Origin of the sequence: Chryseobacterium elymi, from assembly GCF_003385495.1 — a bacterium.
Classification (GTDB): Bacteria; Bacteroidota; Bacteroidia; order Flavobacteriales; family Weeksellaceae; genus Chryseobacterium; species Chryseobacterium elymi.
Genome location: NZ_QNUH01000001.1, coordinates 69924 through 88215 on the forward strand (window position 1 = coordinate 69924; position 18292 = coordinate 88215).

Sequence of the window (18292 nt, forward strand, 5' to 3'; positions counted from 1 at the left end):
AAATTTAAAAACATACATTTTGAATATAACAATTGTAGGAACAGGTTATGTAGGGCTGGTTACAGGTACTACCCTGGCAGAGCTTGGCAATTCAGTATACTGTGTTGATATTGATGAAAAGAAAGTAGAAGGTATGAAAAACGGCATTGTTCCCATCTATGAGCCGAACCTTGAAGAGATGTTTCTTAGAAACATTCAATCCGAAAGATTATTTTTCACTACCAATCTTAAGGAAGCTTTAGACAAAAGCGAAGTCATATACCTCGCACTGCCAACGCCGCCGGGAGAGGACGGCTCTGCAGATCTTTCATATGTCATCCAGGTTGCCAATAATATTGGAGAAATGATGACAGAATATAAGGTCATTGTAAATAAAAGTACTGTTCCCGTAGGAACCGCGGATAAAGTAAGAGAAGTAATTGCTTCTAAAACGAACATCCCTTTTGATGTAGTTTCCAATCCCGAATTTTTAAGAGAAGGGTTTGCCGTGGAAGACTCCATGAATCCTTCAAGGGTCGTTGTGGGTGCCAGCTCTGAAAAAGCAAAAAATATTATGGCTCAGATTTATCAGCCATTTACCAATACAGGAATTCCGATCATCTTTATGGATGAAAAATCATCGGAGCTTACGAAATATGCCGCCAACTCATTCCTTGCCGTAAAAATCACTTTTATGAATGAAATTGCCAATTACTGTGAGAAAGTAGGTGCTGATGTAGATAAAGTGAGACTTGGGATGGGAAGTGATGACAGAATAGGACACCGTTTTTTATTTCCAGGTATCGGATATGGCGGAAGCTGTTTCCCTAAAGATGTAAAAGCCCTTATCAAATCCGGAATACAGGAGGATTTCAATTTCCAGATCCTTGAGGCTACTGAAAAAGTAAATACTTCACAAAAAGTAATTCTGGTTTCAGAGATTGAAAAATACTTCGGAGGAAATATCAGTGGAAAGAAAATTGCCATGTGGGGCCTGGCATTTAAGGCTAACACAGATGATATCCGTGAAGCATCTTCTTTGGACAATATTGCTCTTTTATTAGAGAAAGGCGCAGAAATTGCTGCGTATGATGCGGTAGCAGAAAGTAATGTACAGAAACTTCTTGGTGATAAGATACATTATGCAAAGGGAATGTATGATGCTCTTGAAGATGCAGATGCTTTATTCATAGCTACGGAATGGCCTGAGTTTAAAAATCCTAATTTTGAATTGATGGCTAAAAAAATGAAAAACAAAGTCATTTTTGACGGAAGAAATATGTATCCACTGGAAATTCCTGAACAGAATGGATTTCATTACAAAAGCATCGGAAGAAAGACCATAGAAAATAAATAGATGAAAAATATAATTATTACCGGAGGAGCAGGATTTATAGGCTCTCACGTTGTAAGAGAGTTCGTGAAAAATAATCCGGACACAACGATCATTAATCTGGACGCCCTTACTTACGCAGGAAATCTGGAAAATCTAAAGGATATTGAAAATGAGCCTAATTACGTTTTCGAAAAAGCAGACATTACAAAACCCGAAGAATTAAGAAAAGTATTCGAAAAATACAATCCCGATGCTGTAGTGCATCTGGCGGCAGAAAGTCACGTAGACAGAAGTATTACAGACCCAATGGCATTTATTAATACCAATGTGAACGGAACCGCCAATCTTCTTAATCTATGTAAGGAATTTTGGACCCTAAACCCGGATCACACGCATGGCAGGTTTCCTGATGAGAAAAGAAATAATTTATTCTATCACGTTTCTACGGATGAAGTATACGGAAGTCTTGGCGAAACAGGATTCTTTTTGGAAACGACCGCTTATGATCCACAATCTCCATATTCAGCTTCAAAAGCAGCGTCTGACCACCTGGTAAGAGCTTATGGAAATACTTACGGAATGCCATTCATCATATCTAACTGCTCCAACAATTATGGCCCGAATCATTTTCCTGAAAAATTAATTCCTCTGTGTATTTCAAATATTATTAATGAAAGGCCACTGCCAATTTACGGTGACGGGAAATATACAAGAGACTGGTTATTTGTAATAGATCACGCAAAAGGCATTCACCAGATCTTTAATGAAGCTAAAACCGGCGAGACTTATAATATCGGAGGATTCAACGAGTGGCAGAATATTGATTTGGTGAAAGAATTGATCAAGCAAATGGATTTGAAGTTAGGAAAACCGGAAGGTCATTCTGAAAAATTAATCACTTTCGTAAAAGACAGACCGGGACACGATAAGCGTTATGCTATTGATGCGACTAAACTTAATAAAGATCTAGGCTGGAAACCATCTGTGACTTTTGAGGAAGGACTTTCAAAAACTATCGATTGGTATCTTGAAAATAAAGAGTGGCTGGAAAACGTTACCAGTGGCGATTATCAGAAATACTACGAAAATCAATATAATTAACACACAAAAGATGAAAGGCATTATATTAGCCGGAGGATCCGGGACACGACTTTACCCTCTTACCATTGCAGTAAGTAAACAGTTAATGCCTGTTTACGACAAACCAATGATCTATTACCCTCTTTCAACTTTGTTGCTGGCTGGGATTAAAGATATTCTGATCATTACAACTCCTCATGACCAAGCAGGATTTATCAAACTTTTAGGTGATGGATCTCAGATAGGCTGTAATATAGAATATGTTGTACAGCCAAGCCCGGACGGACTGGCACAGGCCTTTATTTTAGGTGATAAGTTTATTGGCAATGACCCTGTTGCATTGGTTTTAGGAGACAATATTTTCTATGGTTCTGAAATGGGCACTTTGCTGAAGAACAAAACCAATCCGGATGGCGGAGTGGTTTTCGCCTATCATGTTTCTGATCCCGAAAGATACGGTGTTGTAGAATTTGATGATCATTTTAAAGCTGTTTCTATTGAGGAAAAACCTTTAAACCCGAAATCAAATTATGCAGTTCCCGGCTTATATTTCTACGACAACGAGGTAGTGGAGATCGCAAAAAACATTAAGCCTTCCGCAAGAGGGGAACTTGAAATTACGGATGTTAACAATGTTTATTTAAATAAAGGCAAACTTGAAGTAGGTGTTTTGGACAGAGGCACCGCATGGCTTGACACCGGAACTTTTGATTCCCTGAATGACGCTTCTGAATTTGTAAGTGTTATTGAAAAAAGACAGGGTTTCAAAATAGGCTGTATTGAAGAAATTGCCTTCCGTAATAAATTTATCAACGAAGAAAAATTGCTTGAAACTGCTGAAAAATATGGCAAAAGCGGTTATGGCGAATACCTTAAGAAACTTGTAAGAAAATAATATTATTAGATTCTGAATTTTAACAACTATTGACTATAAAGCCAATAGTTTTTTAATGGAATATTATCTTATGCTTTTCCTTAATCCAGAATAATTATTGATGTATTTTTTTATACATAATTACATAATATTAACAGGCTGTACTCCGATAGTAATTTTATAATTAACTTTGAGGGCTTAAAGAATTTTTATAACATTAATGGAATACAATAAACCGCACATCATTACATTCGATAAAATAGGATCATCACATCTGGGCTATATTACCATAGCGGAGACTCAGAAAAATATTCCTTTTGAGATAAAACGTGTCTACTGGACATATTATACACCTCATGATGTAACGAGAGGAGGGCATGCCCATAGGGCGTTGCAGCAGTTCATATTTGCTGTTTCAGGAACCATTACCTTTAATACTGAGGATAAAGATGGCCGTAAAGAAGTTTTTACTTTAGATCATCCTTCAAAAGGCTTATATATTCCCAAACTCGTATGGCGAGACATTCAGTTTTCCCATAATGCAGTGCTACTATGTCTGGCTTCAGAAGTATATGATGAAGCAGATTACTTCAGAGATTATGAAGAATTTAAAAAGACAACAGCTAAATAATATACGAAACCCAATATAGGAACGTATATATTAGTGAAAAAGCGATTACCTACTGCCCTTAGAATTTCTATGAAATATACCCGGGAGGTGAGGCTTTGAAAATAAAAAAACGGTTACGAAAAATGATTAACTTTTTAGATTTAAAAAAAATAAACCTTAAATATCAGGAGGAAATTGAAAATAAGCTTTTAAGTGTTTTCCGCAGCGGCTGGTATTTGCTGGGAAGCGAACTTAAAAATTTCGAGACTAATCTTGCCTCATATATCGGCTCAGAATACGCTTTAGGAGTAGCCAACGGGCTGGATGCCCTGCGACTTATCTTCCGTGCCTATATTGAATTAGGCATTATGAAAGCCGGTGACGAAGTTCTCGTCCCTGCCAACACTTATATTGCTTCGGTTCTGGCTTTATCAGATAACGGACTTATACCGGTATTTGTAGAACCAGACATCAATACGTATAATATTGATATTTCAAAAATTGAAGAAAAAATAACACAGAAAACAAAAGCTATACTCATTGTTCATCTTCAGGGGAGAATTGTTTTTTCTGAAGAGCTGAAAAGTACCGCATCAAAGTACAATCTAAAGATCGTAGAAGATAATGCACAGGCGATAGGCGCAGAATGGAACGGTATTAAATCAGGAAACCTTGGAGATGCTGCGGGTTTCAGTTTTTATCCCGGAAAAAATCTTGGGGCTTTAGGTGATGCTGGAGCCGTAACTACGAATGACAAAGAATTATTCGAGGCTATACGTGCTATAGCCAACTATGGTTCAAACCAGAAGTATGTTAACATTTATAAGGGATTAAATTCCAGACTCGATGAAATTCAGGCCGCTGTTTTGGATGTGAAGCTGAAATATATCGGCCACGAAAACGGTACCCGAAGAGAAATCGCTAAAAGATTCATCTCTGAAATCAACAATCCTAAGATCATCCTTCCTGAAAATCCGGCTGACGAAAACGAGCATGTATGGCATGTTTTTGTAATAAGAACAGAAAAAAGAGATGAGCTTCAGAGGTATCTTACGGAAAAAGGCATCAGCACTATTATTCACTATCCTATTCCACCTCACAAGCAGGAAGCATATAAAGAGTACGGTCATTTCTCATTTCCCATTACGGAGAAAATGCATGATGAAGTATTAAGCCTTCCGATTTCTTCTGTTTTGGAAGAGGAAGAGATCCAGACTATTATAAAAGCTGTTAACGCTTTCTAAACTAAACTAAACTAAAGAAATTAACTATAATTAGCTTCAAATCTATTTTAGGTAAAAAACTTTTCAATGAATATTCTAAACGATTCGTCAACAAATAAGATTCTTATTATAAATTTCAAGAACTATTAGCTTTATGGCTAATAGTTTTTTGTTCATAATAACAAATATTAATATATTAGTTGTTGGTTTCGGATTTATGTGAATAATTATTCACTAATTGAAAATGCTAAATAAGAATTAAATATTTTAAATTTGCAAAAACTTACACAAATGAATGAACCACAGCAGAAGTGGACAGAAACGATTGATGCCGATCATTCTTTATTTGACCTAAAACTTAAAGAGGTCTGGAGATATAAAGATCTGGTCTATATGTTTGTTAAAAGAGACTTTGTTTCCAGCTTTAAACAAACTGTACTGGGCCCGGTCTGGTTTTTTATTAACCCTATTTTGACCACGATAGTATATTTGGTTATTTTCGGCAGAATAGCCAAGCTTCCTACGGATGGGCCTCCTCTCCTATTTTACCTTGCAGGGGTTACCCTTTGGAATTATTTTTCAACCTCACTTATTGCAACGTCTAATACATTTGCCGGGAATGCTGGTATTTTTGGAAAAGTTTATTTCCCAAGACTTGTCACTCCTTTATCAATCGTACTATCCAATTTGATGCGCTTTGGAGTACAATTCCTTTTATTCATCTTGGTCTGGATATATTACTTCACAAAAGGAGAAGTCCATCCCAACATCTGGGTTCTTGCCACACCATTCCTTATAGTCCTGATGGCTTTTTTCGCTTTAGGGGTCGGAATGATTTTTTCTTCACTTACTACCAAATATAAAGACCTCAGCATGTTGTTGGGCTTCGGAATAAGTCTGTATATGTACACAACTCCGGTAATTTATCCGGTATCTGCATTACAGGGTGTTTTCAGAAAGCTGGCTTACTATAATCCGCTGACGGGCATTTTTGAATGTTTTAAATACGCATGGATCGGTACCGGAGATTTTTCACCTGCAATGCTGGGAATCAGCTCAGCGATCATTTTGATCCTTCTGATGATAGGCGTTGTTGTTTTCAATAAGGTTGAAAAGACTTTCATGGACACTGTTTAGGAACCATCTTTTATTAATTTTAAATTCCAATTAAACTATGCTGGCTTTAAAAGCAGAAAATATATCAAAACAATACCGTCTCGGACAAGTGGGAACTGGTACGCTTTCTCACGACCTGAACAGGTTTTGGCACAAAGTAAGAGGTAAGGAAGATCCGTATTTAAAAATCGGGGAAGCCAACGACAGAACAACAAAAGGAGATTCTGAATATGTATGGTCACTCCGTGATATCGATTTTGAAATTGAGCAAGGAAGTGCTGTAGGAATCATCGGCAGAAACGGAGCGGGAAAATCTACCCTGCTGAAAATTTTAAGTAAAGTAACCAAACCTACCACCGGAAAAATATATACCAACGGCAGAATTGCTTCTTTACTGGAAGTAGGTACAGGTTTTCACCCTGAAATGACGGGGCGTGAAAATGTCTTTCTCAACGGGGCGATACTCGGAATGACCCGAAAAGAAATCGCAAGAAAATTTGATGAGATTGTAGCCTTTTCAGGAGTGGAAAGGTATATAGATACTCCGGTAAAAAGATATTCTTCCGGAATGTATGTGCGTCTTGCATTTGCAGTCGCCGCACACCTTGAATCTGAAATACTGATCGTTGACGAGGTTTTAGCTGTAGGAGATGCCGATTTTCAGAAAAAATGCATTGGAAAAATGGGTGACGTTACCAAAGGAGAAGGAAGAACCATTTTATTTGTGAGCCATAATATGGCTGCCGTAAAACAATTGTGCAATACTGGTATCCTACTGAAAAACGGTAAGGTTACAGACCAGGGAGGCATAAATAAAGTCATGGAAAATTATATCATCCATGAATTATCCCCAAATTCTGAATTTAAGTATATTGAAGACCTCAGTAAAAAAGCTCAGATTCATAATGTCAAGATTTTCAATAATAGGAATATTGAGACCATGGAGTTCAGCCATACCGATGATATCAACATCAATATAGACTATGTCAACAGAAGCGTTGATAAGGGGGTACGCATCAATATTGCCATTTTAGATAAATTTGAAAATGTTATTTTTATTACAAGAAAAACATTTGATGACATGCATGAGAACAGCCTGTCTATACAGATTGAAGGCAATAAGCTTATTCCTAACACCTATATACTTTCTGTGGCATTAGATACTCCGGGAGTCGAGCTTTATGATTATATAAAGGGAGGCGTACAGATCAATATCGTTGAAACAGGGCATGAAAACTTTCTTACAGGAGATACGGATAATGGCATTATTCACCCCCCTGTCATATGGATGTAAGTAAATTATGAAAAAGATATTAGTTTTATCTACAGGTGATGTAAACGGAGCCTATGAAGCCATGTATAAAGTGGCTCATATTTTAAAAAATATGGGACATGAAGTAGTGATGTGCGTAAAGAATAAAACGAAAGCTGATGATTTTATAAAGCCTTATATTCATATACAGCATTCTCCTGTTACTAAAAACCTGTCTTTAACAGAGAGGGTAATACGGAAAATAAAAGCAAAATTAACACAGCCTCAACCTCAGACTGCAGTAAAAAAAGTCTTGACAACGGACAGTAAGTATTCTTTTTTAAGCAAAGATGAAATTACAGAGCATATCAATGTAGACAGCCTGTTAAAATCCGTGGGATTTATTCCGGATTATATTTTTACCGGTATGACCATTGATTTTCTTAACAGTACGGATCTTTTCAACATTCAAAAAGCCACGCAAGCCAAGGTATACAATATCACGGTGGATATGAATCATTTCACAGGAGGATGTCATTTTTCCTGGGGATGCGAAGGCTATATGAACATTTGTGATAACTGCCCGGCAATTCCCGATGAGTCTCAAAAAAATGTAGCCAAGGATAATCTTGAAAGGAAATATCAAAATGCTCAAAAAGCTTCTTTTCAAATTATTGCAGGATCTGGTTTAACGCTGGAACAGGCAAAGAAATCAAAAATATACAGGGAACAGGAGACTATCTACAATATCAACAGCCTGATAGATACTACTCTTCTCAACGATAAGAACAAAAGTATCGCAAAAAAGATTTTTTCTTTAGAAGAAGAAAATTTTTATATCCTCACCGGAGCGCAGAATATGGAAGATCCGAGGAAAGGTTTTAAATATCTTATTGAAGCTTTAGAAATACTGGATCAGCAGCTTCCGGAAGATTTGAAAAAGAAAATAAATCTTTTAGTTGTTTCCAACAGTATAAATAAGGAATTTGACAGGGTTACTTTTAAGAAGCAGAAAATAGACTATATCAAGGACTACAGACTGTTATCATTATTATATCAGGCGACGGACGTTTTTGTCAACTCTTCTATTGAGGATTCCGGCCCAATGATGGTTTCGGAAGCTTTAGCCTGTGGAACTCCCGTTGTAGGATTCGATACAGGAGTACTAACCAATATGGTTATAGATGATTACAACGGATATAAAATCCCTATGAAAGACAGCCTTCAGCTGGCAGAAGGGATCAAAAAAATATTCGAGCTGGATAAAAACCAATATGCAGTGTTCTCAAAAAACGCTGTACAACAGGTTCAGGAATTTTCCTCGTATGAATATGCGGAAGAAATTTTCACCAAAATTTTAGAGCAGGATGATCAAAAGACTTTATAATAAAAAAATTTCCGGGCTTGGCCTTTCCATTTTCAGAATTGCCTACACATTGGTGTTATTCTGTGAAGTTGGTCAGCTCAATTATTTCAAACATCTGATCTTTGATAAGATTCCATTTTTAGATCCCGCGGAAATCGACTTTGGAATTCCTATAAAAATATGGATGATTGCCCTCATTTTTATAATGCTGGGACTCTTTACAAGACTGGCAACCATTGTCAGCTATCTGATGACCGTTATTCTTATTGGTAGTATCAATAGTTATGAATATCATATGTTTTATGCCTATCTTGGAATGAACTTTCTCCTGATATTTTTGCCTATATCCCGAAACCTCTCTTTAGACAGGCTTCTGCTGAAGTATAAATATTCCAATACCAGGTTCCAGTACAGCCCTCCTGAAAAAGTAAGTGTTTTATCTTACCTTATTCCTGTTTTTGTTGGGATGGCTTTTGTATATTTTGATTCCATATTTTATAAATTTACATCCTCATACTGGACCACAGGCTTGGGTATGTGGTATCCTACCAGCATCCCTTTTACCAACTATATTTCTATTCCCAATATACTGGACCAGAAATATCTGATGCTTTTCCTGGGATATCTAACTATGGTTTTTGAATTGGTTTTCATTTTTACTTTTTTCAGAAAAAAATGGAGGGTTCCTCTACTGGTCATCGGATTAGGCTTACATTTGGGTATACTGATCTGCTATCCTATTCCGTGGTTCGGATTAGGGATGTGCGCCATTTACCTGTTGATGGTTCCTGTTTCCTGGTGGGAAAAATTATTTAAAACCTCTGAAAAACCTGCAAAGCTTACCTTTTATTATGACGGTGAGTGCCCTTTGTGCAACCGTACCAAAATTACTATCCAACATTTTGATATTGCAAAAAGCATTGATTTCAAAACAGTACAGTATTACGCAGAACAAAATGATTTATTGAAGAATATCCCTACAGATATACTTCTGGACGATATTCATTCTGTACGAGACGGAAAAGTGTATAAAGGACTGGATACCTATATTCAGGTTTTCAATGCCATTACTTACTTAAGGCCGTTAAGCTGGATCTTACGCATTCCTGGAATTTATCATACAGGAAAAGCAGTCTATCAGTATGTGGCCCAAAACAGAAATACAGAGCGCTGTACGGAAGAAAACTGTGGCTATACACCGCCGGTAATTCCTCTTGACGAAGATAAGTTGAAAATCCTTCAGCATTACACCCTTGAAGATCTCAAGATATCCCTCATCAAAATAAGCCTGTCCATCATCATATTGCTACAAGTAATCGTTTCATATAATTCGATACAAAAAAAGGGAGGTTTTGAAAACACTTCACTGGGAAAACAAATGAGTAAAATCTCAGATGCAGTAGAAAAGCCATCGAAAACCTATCTGGGAATTACCCATCATGCTGTTTTTATGGATTATCATTTTAGTCAATACAATCATATTATTTCTGTTGTTTACGTTGATAAAACAGGCCGGGAAGTTTGGCTTCCCATTATCGATAAGGATGGTACCGCCGGAGATTATCTCTATGGCCCAACATGGATCAAATGGTCTTTCCGCACTACGGATAACATCATTAACCAGGAAAATCTAAAAAAGGGAATTCGGGATTTTACAGCATTTTGGGCTAGTATGAATGGAGTAAGCCTGAAAGATGCTACATTTATAATCAAAGTAAAAAAGATTGATACCCCTCACGATTGGGAAAAAGGTTTTCTAAAGAGACAAATGGAAAAGCCTTGGATGGACGTAGGAACTGCCACCTGGCAAGATAAAGAATATTCTATTGACATTCCGGAAATTGAAAGTTTATAACATTCACTAAAAATATTATCCTCATTTTAAATAAACAATGAAAAAGATTGCAATATTAGGAGCCAGCTACTTACAGCTACCTCTTGTTCAAAAAGCAAAAGAGAACGGACTGGAAATTCATTGTTTTGCATGGGACGATGGCAAGGCTATTTGTAAAGATATTGCCGATTATTTTTATGACGTTTCTGTTTTAGAAAAAGATATTATTCTTGAAGAATGTAGAAAAATAGGAATACACGGCATTCTTACTATAGCTACGGACATCTGTATTCCCACTATAGCTTATGTAGCAGGCAATTTGGGACTGGTGGGGAACAGCATTGAATGTTCATTACTTACTACCAATAAATCCTTAATGAGAAAATGCTTTAAAGAAAATAATATAGAATCTCCCCAATCTATTACAGTTTCTGAATTTAATATAAAAGACTTTGAATCATTCACTTATCCTATCATTGTAAAACCCTCTGACAGATCCGGAAGCTTAGGTGTGATAAAAGCAGCTTCACCAGAAGAATGTGAAAAGGCAATAGAAAATGCGGTACACGTTTCCTTTTCTAAAACCTGTGTAGCAGAAGAGTTTATCAAAGGAAAAGAAGTAAGTGTAGAAACAATTAGTTACAAAGGTGAGCACCTTATTATTACCATAACTGATAAAGAAATAACAAAAGAGCCCTATTTTGTGGAGCTGGCACATCACCAGCCAAGTTCACTTTCTGAAGAAATCAAAAATAGAATCTATGAGATCAGTTACCATATCCTGAATGCAACAAAGGTCCAAAACGGAGCTTCCCATATAGAACTTATGATTACTGGAGAAGGAAAAATTTACCCTATAGAAATCGGAAGCCGTATGGGGGGTGATTTTATTGGTTCTGATCTCGTTCAGTTATCTACTGAATTTGATTATTTGCAGGCCGTACTGGATATAGCATTAGACCAGTATATTTTGCCTGAAAGCATACAGTCAATTGCTTATTCCGGTGTTTACTTTTTATCAGAAGAAACAGCATTTCTTCTTCCTGTTATCACCAGTGATAAAGAAGAAAGTTATATTGTCAAAAAAGAGCTCTTATCAGATAATCTTAAACCCGCACACTCCAGTAATGACAGATCTGGTTATATGATTTACAAATCCGACCGTAAAATAATTTTAGGATAAAAATTGATGTAACTTTATCAATAAAGCACAGAATAATTTTATAAAAAGTAATGAAACGAATTGCCATCATAGGATCCGGACATTTAGGACAGCAGATTGCCTATCATATTCATCATGACTCCAGCGATAAGGTGGTTGCTTTCTTTGATGAGTTTCAGCCGCTGAATACTATTATTGATCATATTCCTGTTATTGGAGGTAACCGTGATGTGATCGCAAAATATCAGCAACATGAATTTGATGCAGTTCTGATTGCTATCGGTTATAAGCATCTTGATGCAAAAAAAGAACTGTTTCAGAACCTTGAAGGAAAAGTTCCGTTTCATACTTTTATTCATTCTTCCTGTTACAAGGATCAGTCTGCATCTATCGGACAGGGATCGGTCATATATCCCGGCTGCGTTATTGACCAGAATGTAAAGATCGAAGATAATGTATTAATGAATATCTCCTGCACGGTGGCTCATGACACAGTCATTGGAAAACATTCTTTTCTATCTCCGTCCATTGCCATTGCAGGGTTTGTAAAAATAAAAGAACAGTGTATTATAGGTATTAATTCCACCATTATAGATAACATTACAATGGCTGCCAAAACCCAGATCGGAGGCGGAGGCGTAGTCATTAAAGATATTGATGAGCCGGGGCTGTATGTAGGAAATCCTGTAAAATTTGTACGATAAATAAATGGATTCAAAAAAGCATATTTTTTTTGGCGGATTAAATGAATTAAGGGCGATTGCCGCTTTTTCTGTCATTCTGCATCACATTGAGCTATTCAAACACCGGGATAAAATCGGCTCACTGTTTGGCTCAAAATATACGGCATATTTCATCGAGCATTTAGGTAAAAACGGCGTTTATCTTTTCTTTGTACTTAGTGGTTTTCTGATCACTTATCTTTTGTTATCAGAAAAAAAGAAAAATAGCCGTATAGATTTTAAAAAATTTTACCTGAGAAGAATATTCAGAATATGGCCGTTGTACTATATTATCATTTTAATTTCTTTTCTTCTCATTCCTGCCCTAGCAAATTCTTTTCAGATATTTTCAATAACACCTTCGTACTATAACCTGATTACAGATTCTTCAAATTATGATTTAACAGCGATATTACTTTATGCCTTATTTCTTCCTAATTTTGCTTTATATGCGGGAAAAGTAATTGTAGGAGCATCCCAATCTTGGTCTGTAGGTGTAGAGGAGCAATTTTATATAGTCTGGCCCGTCATCGTTTCTTTTATTACACGGAAATTAATAGCTGTAGTTTTTGGAGTTATTTTAATTGCCTTTATTATAGTCAATCTTCAATTCCCCAATTCTCTATTAGGCACACTGGCTGCTGTCATTCCGTTTGAATTTATGGCGATTGGTGCATTAGGAGGTTATTTTTATTCAGAATATTCCGGGGCTATCACACAATATACAAAAAGCAAATCCATTTATATAGCAGTACTAGTATTAATAGGATTTCTAATTGCTGTTCCGGTATTCACACTCTATATCCAGAATATTATTTTGGGATTTGCATTTCTGCTATTGATACTGGTCAGCATCAATCAGTCGAACCCAATTACCTTTAGAAACAAATATTTTTCCTACCTGGGAAATATCTCTTATGGAATTTATATGTACCATCCTTTTGTGATGTTTTTGCTATTCCCTCTTTTTTATAAGATATTAGCATTTTATAATAATATATTTATATTTAATATCGGAATATATATTGGTATTTCAGTTGCAACTGTTTTCATCAGTTACATTTCTTTCACATATATTGAAAAAAGATTTATAAAAATTAAAGATTCAAAATTTAAAACACTATGATCCCATTTAATAAGCCATTTATAGTAGGAAACGAACTTAAATATATTGAAGAAGCGGTAAAAAGCGGTAAAATTTCCGGAGACGGAATTTTCACAAAAAAATGCCACACCTTTTTTGAAGAAAAATTTGGCTTTCAAAAAGTGCTGCTTACCACATCATGTACCGATGCGTTGGAAATGGCTGCTATTTTATGTGATATTCAGCCTGGAGATGAAGTGATTGTTCCAAGTTATACTTTCGTTTCATCTGCTAATGCTTTCGTTTTGCGTGGTGCCAGAATAGTTTTTGTAGATTCATATCCCGACAATCCCAATATAAATCCTGCAGAAATAGAAAAGCATATTACGGAAAAGACAAAAGTGATCGTTCCCGTACATTATGCAGGTGTTGCCTGTGATATGGAAAAGATCATGGATCTTGCCAAAAAACACAATCTCTTTGTAGTGGAAGATGCTGCACAAGCTATAGACAGTTATTATACTTTTTCCGACGGCACTAAAAAAGCATTGGGCTCCATTGGAGATTTTGCTGCTTTCTCATTTCATGAAACCAAGAATATCATCTGTGGAGAAGGGGGAATGCTAGTGATCAACAATCCTGAGTACAATGTACGTGCTGAGATCATCCGTGAAAAAGGAACCAACAGAAGTGCATTTTTCAGAGGAGAAGTCAATAAATACGGTTGGGTAGATCTGGGATCATCATTTCTCCCGTCGGAGATACTTTCTGCTTTTTTATATGCACAGCTAGAAAACCTTGGCACCATTCAGGAAAAAAGAATCAAGATTTGGAATGAGTATTACAACAACCTGCTACCTTTACAGGATAAAGGATTCATAACACTACCGGAAATACCGGCTTTTGCGACCAATAATGCACATATGTTCTTTATGATCTGCAGAAGTTATGAAGAAAGATCCAGCCTCATCCAGTTCTTAAAAACAAAAGATATTCACCCCGTATTCCATTATCTGAGCCTTAATAAAAGTGATTTCTTTTTAAAAGACAACTCCCCTATTGATATTCCGAACTCAGATCATTTTACAGACTGTTTGTTGAGACTTCCGTTCTATTATGAACTTGAAGAAGCGGAACAAAAAAATATCAACAGCTTGATTCATGAGTATTATTCATCACTGAAAAAGTAGACCGGAAAAATATGAGCTCTATAAAAAAACATATTATTAAATTTTTATTCGGAATTTTGCATTCCGAAGCTTATAAAAAATATAAACAGCAGCAGGATAACAATTGGGCAAAAACCAATTTCAAAGTTTTCGGAAAACAGTCAGGCCTTCCCGAAACATTTTGGATCAAAAATCCCCAATATATAAGCATAGGCGATAATTTCAGCTCATTATTCAATCTGAGGCTTGAGGCCTGGGACAGTTTTTACGGAAAATCTTTCCAGCCGGAAATTCATATTGGAAACAATGTGAATTTTAACTCTGATGTTCACATCGGGGCTATTGATAAGGTCAGCATCGGCAACAATGTGCTTATGGCCAGCAGGATATACATTTCAGACCATTATCATGGAAATATCAGTGCTGAAGATCTGGACATAGTTCCAGCTGAAAGACCTCTGTCTTCCAAAGGCCCAGTGATTATTGAAGACAATGTATGGATTGGAGAAGGAGTCTGCATACTACCCGGGGTCACCATTGGTGAAAACTCTATTATAGGAGCTAATTCTGTTGTTAACAAAAGTTTTCCGAAGAACTCTGTTATTGCAGGAATACCTGCTAAACTGATAAAAACACTAGAAAAATAATTTATGAAACAAATAAAAACGCTTGCATTTTACCTTCCCCAGTACCATCCCATCCCTGAAAATGATGAATGGTGGGGAAAAGGATTTACGGAATGGACAAATGTAGGAAAGGCGAAACCTTTATTTGAAGGACATGAACAGCCTATCTGCCCTGCAGATCTGGGATATTATGATCTGCGCGTTCCCGAAGTGAGAGAACAGCAGGCCCAGATGGCACGCGATTATGGAGTACACGGCTTTATTTATTACCATTACTGGTTTGGAAATGGAGTACAGTTACTAGAGCGTATTGCTAAAGAAGTGTTGGAGTCCGGAAAACCGGATTTCCCGTTCTGCTTCTGCTGGGCCAATGAAACCTGGTCGGGAATCTGGCATGGCTTAAAAAATAAAATCTTGGCCGAACAAATATATTCTGATGAAGATGCAGTAGCTCATTTTGAATATCTACTGCCATTTTTCAAAGATCAGCGATATATCAAAGTAGGTAATAAGCCCGTATTGGTAGTCTATGACCCTATCCATATTCAGGAAAAAGCACCCGAATATCTTGAAAAATTCAGAAGTCTTGCAATGGAAAATGGTTTTGATGGCATTTATTTAATTGCCAGCAATAAAACAGAAGATAATTACGGGTATAAAGAAATAGGATATCAGGCAAAAATATCGAATGCCTTTATGAGAGCATGGCGCCCTCATATGAATAAAAAGCCTTATATCTCTGCAAAAGAATATTATACCAACAGAGTTAAAGGTCTTATCGGGCTTGAAACCACTGATTTTAAGAAACCTGTTGATATTCAGAATGCAACAGACGTAGTGAATGATCTTCATTTTGAGGAAACAGATGTTGATACTTTCCCATGCGTTCTTCCCAATTGGGATAATACCCCAAGAAGTGGTACCCGCGGAATTATTTTAGGAAATAACAGTCCGGAACTTTTTGAAAAACAGGTTGACAAGGCATCAGCTTTCCTGAAAGATAAAAATTATTCTGAAAAATTTTTAGTGGTAAAATCCTGGAATGAATGGGCAGAAGGAAATATCCTGGAACCGGACCGCAAAAACGGATTTGGCTACCTGGAGGCCCTTAAAAAAGGATTATCAAAAGGAGGATAGCAATGAGCAAAATAAGTATTTTAATCGCCAATTATAATAACGGACACTTTTTCAAAGAATGTTTCGACAGTATTGCTGCCCAAACCTTTACAGATTGGGAAGCCGTTATTTTGGATGATGCTTCAAAGGATAATTCCCTTGATCTTATCCGGAATATAACTAAAGGGGATTCCCGTTTTAAGATTCATGCTAATGAAGCTAATAAAGGAGTCGGTTATACCAAAAGAAAGCTTATTGAGCTAAGCAGTTCGGAAATCTGTGGCTTTTTGGATCCTGATGATGCTTTGACCAGTAATGCGCTGGAAATAGTATTTAAAGCACACTCAGAAAATCCAGAAGTAGGCTTGGTATATTCCAATTTTATTTTTTGTGATGATCAGCTGAATAAAATAAGAACTCATAAAGGCACGCAAATTACCGGTTTGGATGAAAAATATTTGAATTTTCATGCCGAAATCTCCCATTTTGCCACGTTTAAAAAAAACATTTATAATAGAACATCAGGTATCGACATCTACTTAAAAATGGCTGAAGATAAGGACTGGTATATGAAAATGTGCGAGGTAGCTCCAGTAAAATATATAGATGAAGACCTTTATCTTTATCGAGTACATGGTGGCGGGATCTCCAATAAAAGTGAAGATCAGGCAGCTTACTGGCATTGGGTGGCCCTTATAAAAATGGCTGAACGAAGAAACATTAATATCGAAGATTTTTTTTTAGCCAGCTATGTCCGGATAGAGCAATATAATAAGGAAACCATCCACAATACAAATCTGAAAAGAGAAATTAAGAATTCCCGATGGGTAAAACTTGGGAATATTCTGGGTTTATGCAAATTCTATAAACATCTGTAATGAACAATACATTAATCTCCGTAGTCGTGCCATGCTACAACCAAGCTGCCTATCTGGATGAATGTCTTCAGTCTGTTCTGGATCAAACACATCAAAACTGGGAATGTATTATTGTAAATGACGGTTCTACCGACCATACAGAAGAAACAGCCATAAAATGGACACAAAAAGACAATCGATTCATCTATACTTATAAAAAAAACGGGGGGCTTTCTTCTGCAAGAAATACAGGGCTTAAGAAAGCATCAGGAGGCTATATTCAGTTTTTGGATTCGGATGATACCATACACCCTGAAAAATTTTCAAAAAGCCTTTCCGGAAACAAAGAATATCCATTGATAGTAAGTCAATTTACTATTTACAGAAATCAAACCCAATACCCAGGATATAATCGTGTTGAGCAGAATTACCTTTCTTTTGAAGGAATCTTATTTGGATGGGATCTGAAATTCAGCATCCCTATCCATTGTGCATTGATATCGAAAAAACTTCTGGAGGATTTCCAGTTTGACACCACCTTAACAAGCTGCGAAGACTGGCTGATGTGGATATATATCACAAAAAATAACCCGGAAACACTTCTTATAGATGAGTCATTGGCTCATTATCGTAAGGAAGATAGCAACAGTATGTCATCGGATTTATACAAAATCCTTCACCAAAGGATCAAAATATTCCCAATGCTGAAAAAATTATATGGAGATCATATTCATGACAGATTAATGTATCATATTATAGAAGTACGGTCTACCCAATATATCCAGCAAAGAAACGAATTTAAAAAAGCAACCGGCGGAAAGGTAGTCTCCGGATATCTTGCCCTGAAAAGATATTATTACAGCCTTTTTCAGAAAAAAAACTGAAA

General features: G+C 36.5%; 17 protein-coding genes. All 17 read left to right on the plus strand.

The window, feature by feature from the left end; all coding sequences use genetic code 11:
- The first annotated feature begins 19 nt into the window (after nucleotides 1-19).
- Complete coding sequence (locus DRF60_RS00285; RefSeq protein ID WP_116010136.1) at nucleotides 20-1336, plus strand: UDP-glucose dehydrogenase family protein; 1317 nt, start codon at nucleotides 20-22, stop codon at nucleotides 1334-1336.
- Nucleotides 1337-2416: a dTDP-glucose 4,6-dehydratase gene (rfbB, locus tag DRF60_RS00290; protein ID WP_116010137.1), complete on the plus strand. Its 1080-nt coding sequence runs from the start codon at nucleotides 1337-1339 to the stop codon at nucleotides 2414-2416.
- A 10-nt stretch (nucleotides 2417-2426) separates the two neighbouring features.
- Nucleotides 2427-3290 carry a glucose-1-phosphate thymidylyltransferase RfbA gene (gene rfbA, locus DRF60_RS00295; protein WP_116010516.1) on the plus strand — a complete coding sequence of 288 codons (864 nt, stop codon included), beginning with the start codon at nucleotides 2427-2429 and terminating at the stop codon, nucleotides 3288-3290.
- Between the two features lie 199 nt (nucleotides 3291-3489).
- Nucleotides 3490-3900: a sugar 3,4-ketoisomerase gene (locus DRF60_RS00300; RefSeq protein ID WP_116010138.1), complete on the plus strand. Its 411-nt coding sequence runs from the start codon at nucleotides 3490-3492 to the stop codon at nucleotides 3898-3900.
- A 122-nt stretch (nucleotides 3901-4022) separates the two neighbouring features.
- Nucleotides 4023-5123 carry a DegT/DnrJ/EryC1/StrS family aminotransferase gene (locus DRF60_RS00305; RefSeq protein ID WP_116010139.1) on the plus strand — a complete coding sequence of 367 codons (1101 nt, stop codon included), beginning with the start codon at nucleotides 4023-4025 and terminating at the stop codon, nucleotides 5121-5123.
- A gap of 270 nt (nucleotides 5124-5393) precedes the next feature.
- Complete coding sequence (locus DRF60_RS00310) at nucleotides 5394-6239, plus strand: ABC transporter permease (protein ID WP_116010140.1); 846 nt, start codon at nucleotides 5394-5396, stop codon at nucleotides 6237-6239.
- A gap of 37 nt (nucleotides 6240-6276) precedes the next feature.
- Nucleotides 6277-7512 (plus strand): ABC transporter ATP-binding protein, encoded by a 1236-nt coding sequence (locus DRF60_RS00315; protein WP_116010141.1) that lies wholly within the window; start codon nucleotides 6277-6279, stop codon nucleotides 7510-7512.
- Between the two features lie 7 nt (nucleotides 7513-7519).
- Nucleotides 7520-8857 carry a glycosyltransferase gene (locus DRF60_RS00325; protein WP_123902609.1) on the plus strand — a complete coding sequence of 446 codons (1338 nt, stop codon included), beginning with the start codon at nucleotides 7520-7522 and terminating at the stop codon, nucleotides 8855-8857.
- Nucleotides 8838-10691 carry a DCC1-like thiol-disulfide oxidoreductase family protein gene (locus tag DRF60_RS00330; RefSeq protein ID WP_116010144.1) on the plus strand — a complete coding sequence of 618 codons (1854 nt, stop codon included), beginning with the start codon at nucleotides 8838-8840 and terminating at the stop codon, nucleotides 10689-10691. The genes DRF60_RS00325 and DRF60_RS00330 overlap by 20 nt, the downstream gene beginning before the upstream one ends.
- A gap of 37 nt (nucleotides 10692-10728) precedes the next feature.
- Nucleotides 10729-11853, plus strand: a complete 1125-nt coding sequence (locus tag DRF60_RS00335) for an ATP-grasp domain-containing protein (protein ID WP_116010145.1) — start codon at nucleotides 10729-10731, stop codon at nucleotides 11851-11853.
- 50 nt (nucleotides 11854-11903) lie between these two features.
- On the plus strand, nucleotides 11904-12536 hold the full coding sequence (locus DRF60_RS00340; protein WP_116010146.1) for an acetyltransferase: 633 nt from the start codon (nucleotides 11904-11906) through the stop codon (nucleotides 12534-12536).
- Nucleotides 12537-12540: 4 nt separating this feature from the next.
- Nucleotides 12541-13680, plus strand: a complete 1140-nt coding sequence (locus DRF60_RS00345; RefSeq protein ID WP_116010147.1) for an acyltransferase family protein — start codon at nucleotides 12541-12543, stop codon at nucleotides 13678-13680.
- Nucleotides 13677-14828 (plus strand): dTDP-4-amino-4,6-dideoxygalactose transaminase, encoded by a 1152-nt coding sequence (gene rffA, locus DRF60_RS00350; RefSeq protein ID WP_116010148.1) that lies wholly within the window; start codon nucleotides 13677-13679, stop codon nucleotides 14826-14828. Before DRF60_RS00345 ends, rffA begins: the two co-directional genes overlap by 4 nt.
- An 11-nt stretch (nucleotides 14829-14839) precedes the next feature.
- The gene (locus DRF60_RS00355; RefSeq protein WP_116010149.1) at nucleotides 14840-15454 is read left to right on the plus strand and encodes a DapH/DapD/GlmU-related protein; all 615 of its coding nucleotides are present in this window, start codon (nucleotides 14840-14842) and stop codon (nucleotides 15452-15454) included.
- A gap of 3 nt (nucleotides 15455-15457) precedes the next feature.
- Nucleotides 15458-16570, plus strand: a complete 1113-nt coding sequence (locus tag DRF60_RS00360) for a glycosyltransferase WbsX family protein (RefSeq protein WP_116010150.1) — start codon at nucleotides 15458-15460, stop codon at nucleotides 16568-16570.
- Between the two features lie 2 nt (nucleotides 16571-16572).
- Nucleotides 16573-17427, plus strand: a complete 855-nt coding sequence (locus DRF60_RS00365; protein ID WP_116010151.1) for a glycosyltransferase family 2 protein — start codon at nucleotides 16573-16575, stop codon at nucleotides 17425-17427.
- On the plus strand, nucleotides 17427-18290 hold the full coding sequence (locus DRF60_RS00370) for a glycosyltransferase family 2 protein (protein WP_116010152.1): 864 nt from the start codon (nucleotides 17427-17429) through the stop codon (nucleotides 18288-18290). The genes DRF60_RS00365 and DRF60_RS00370 overlap by 1 nt, the downstream gene beginning before the upstream one ends.
- Nucleotides 18291-18292: the final 2 nt, after the last annotated feature.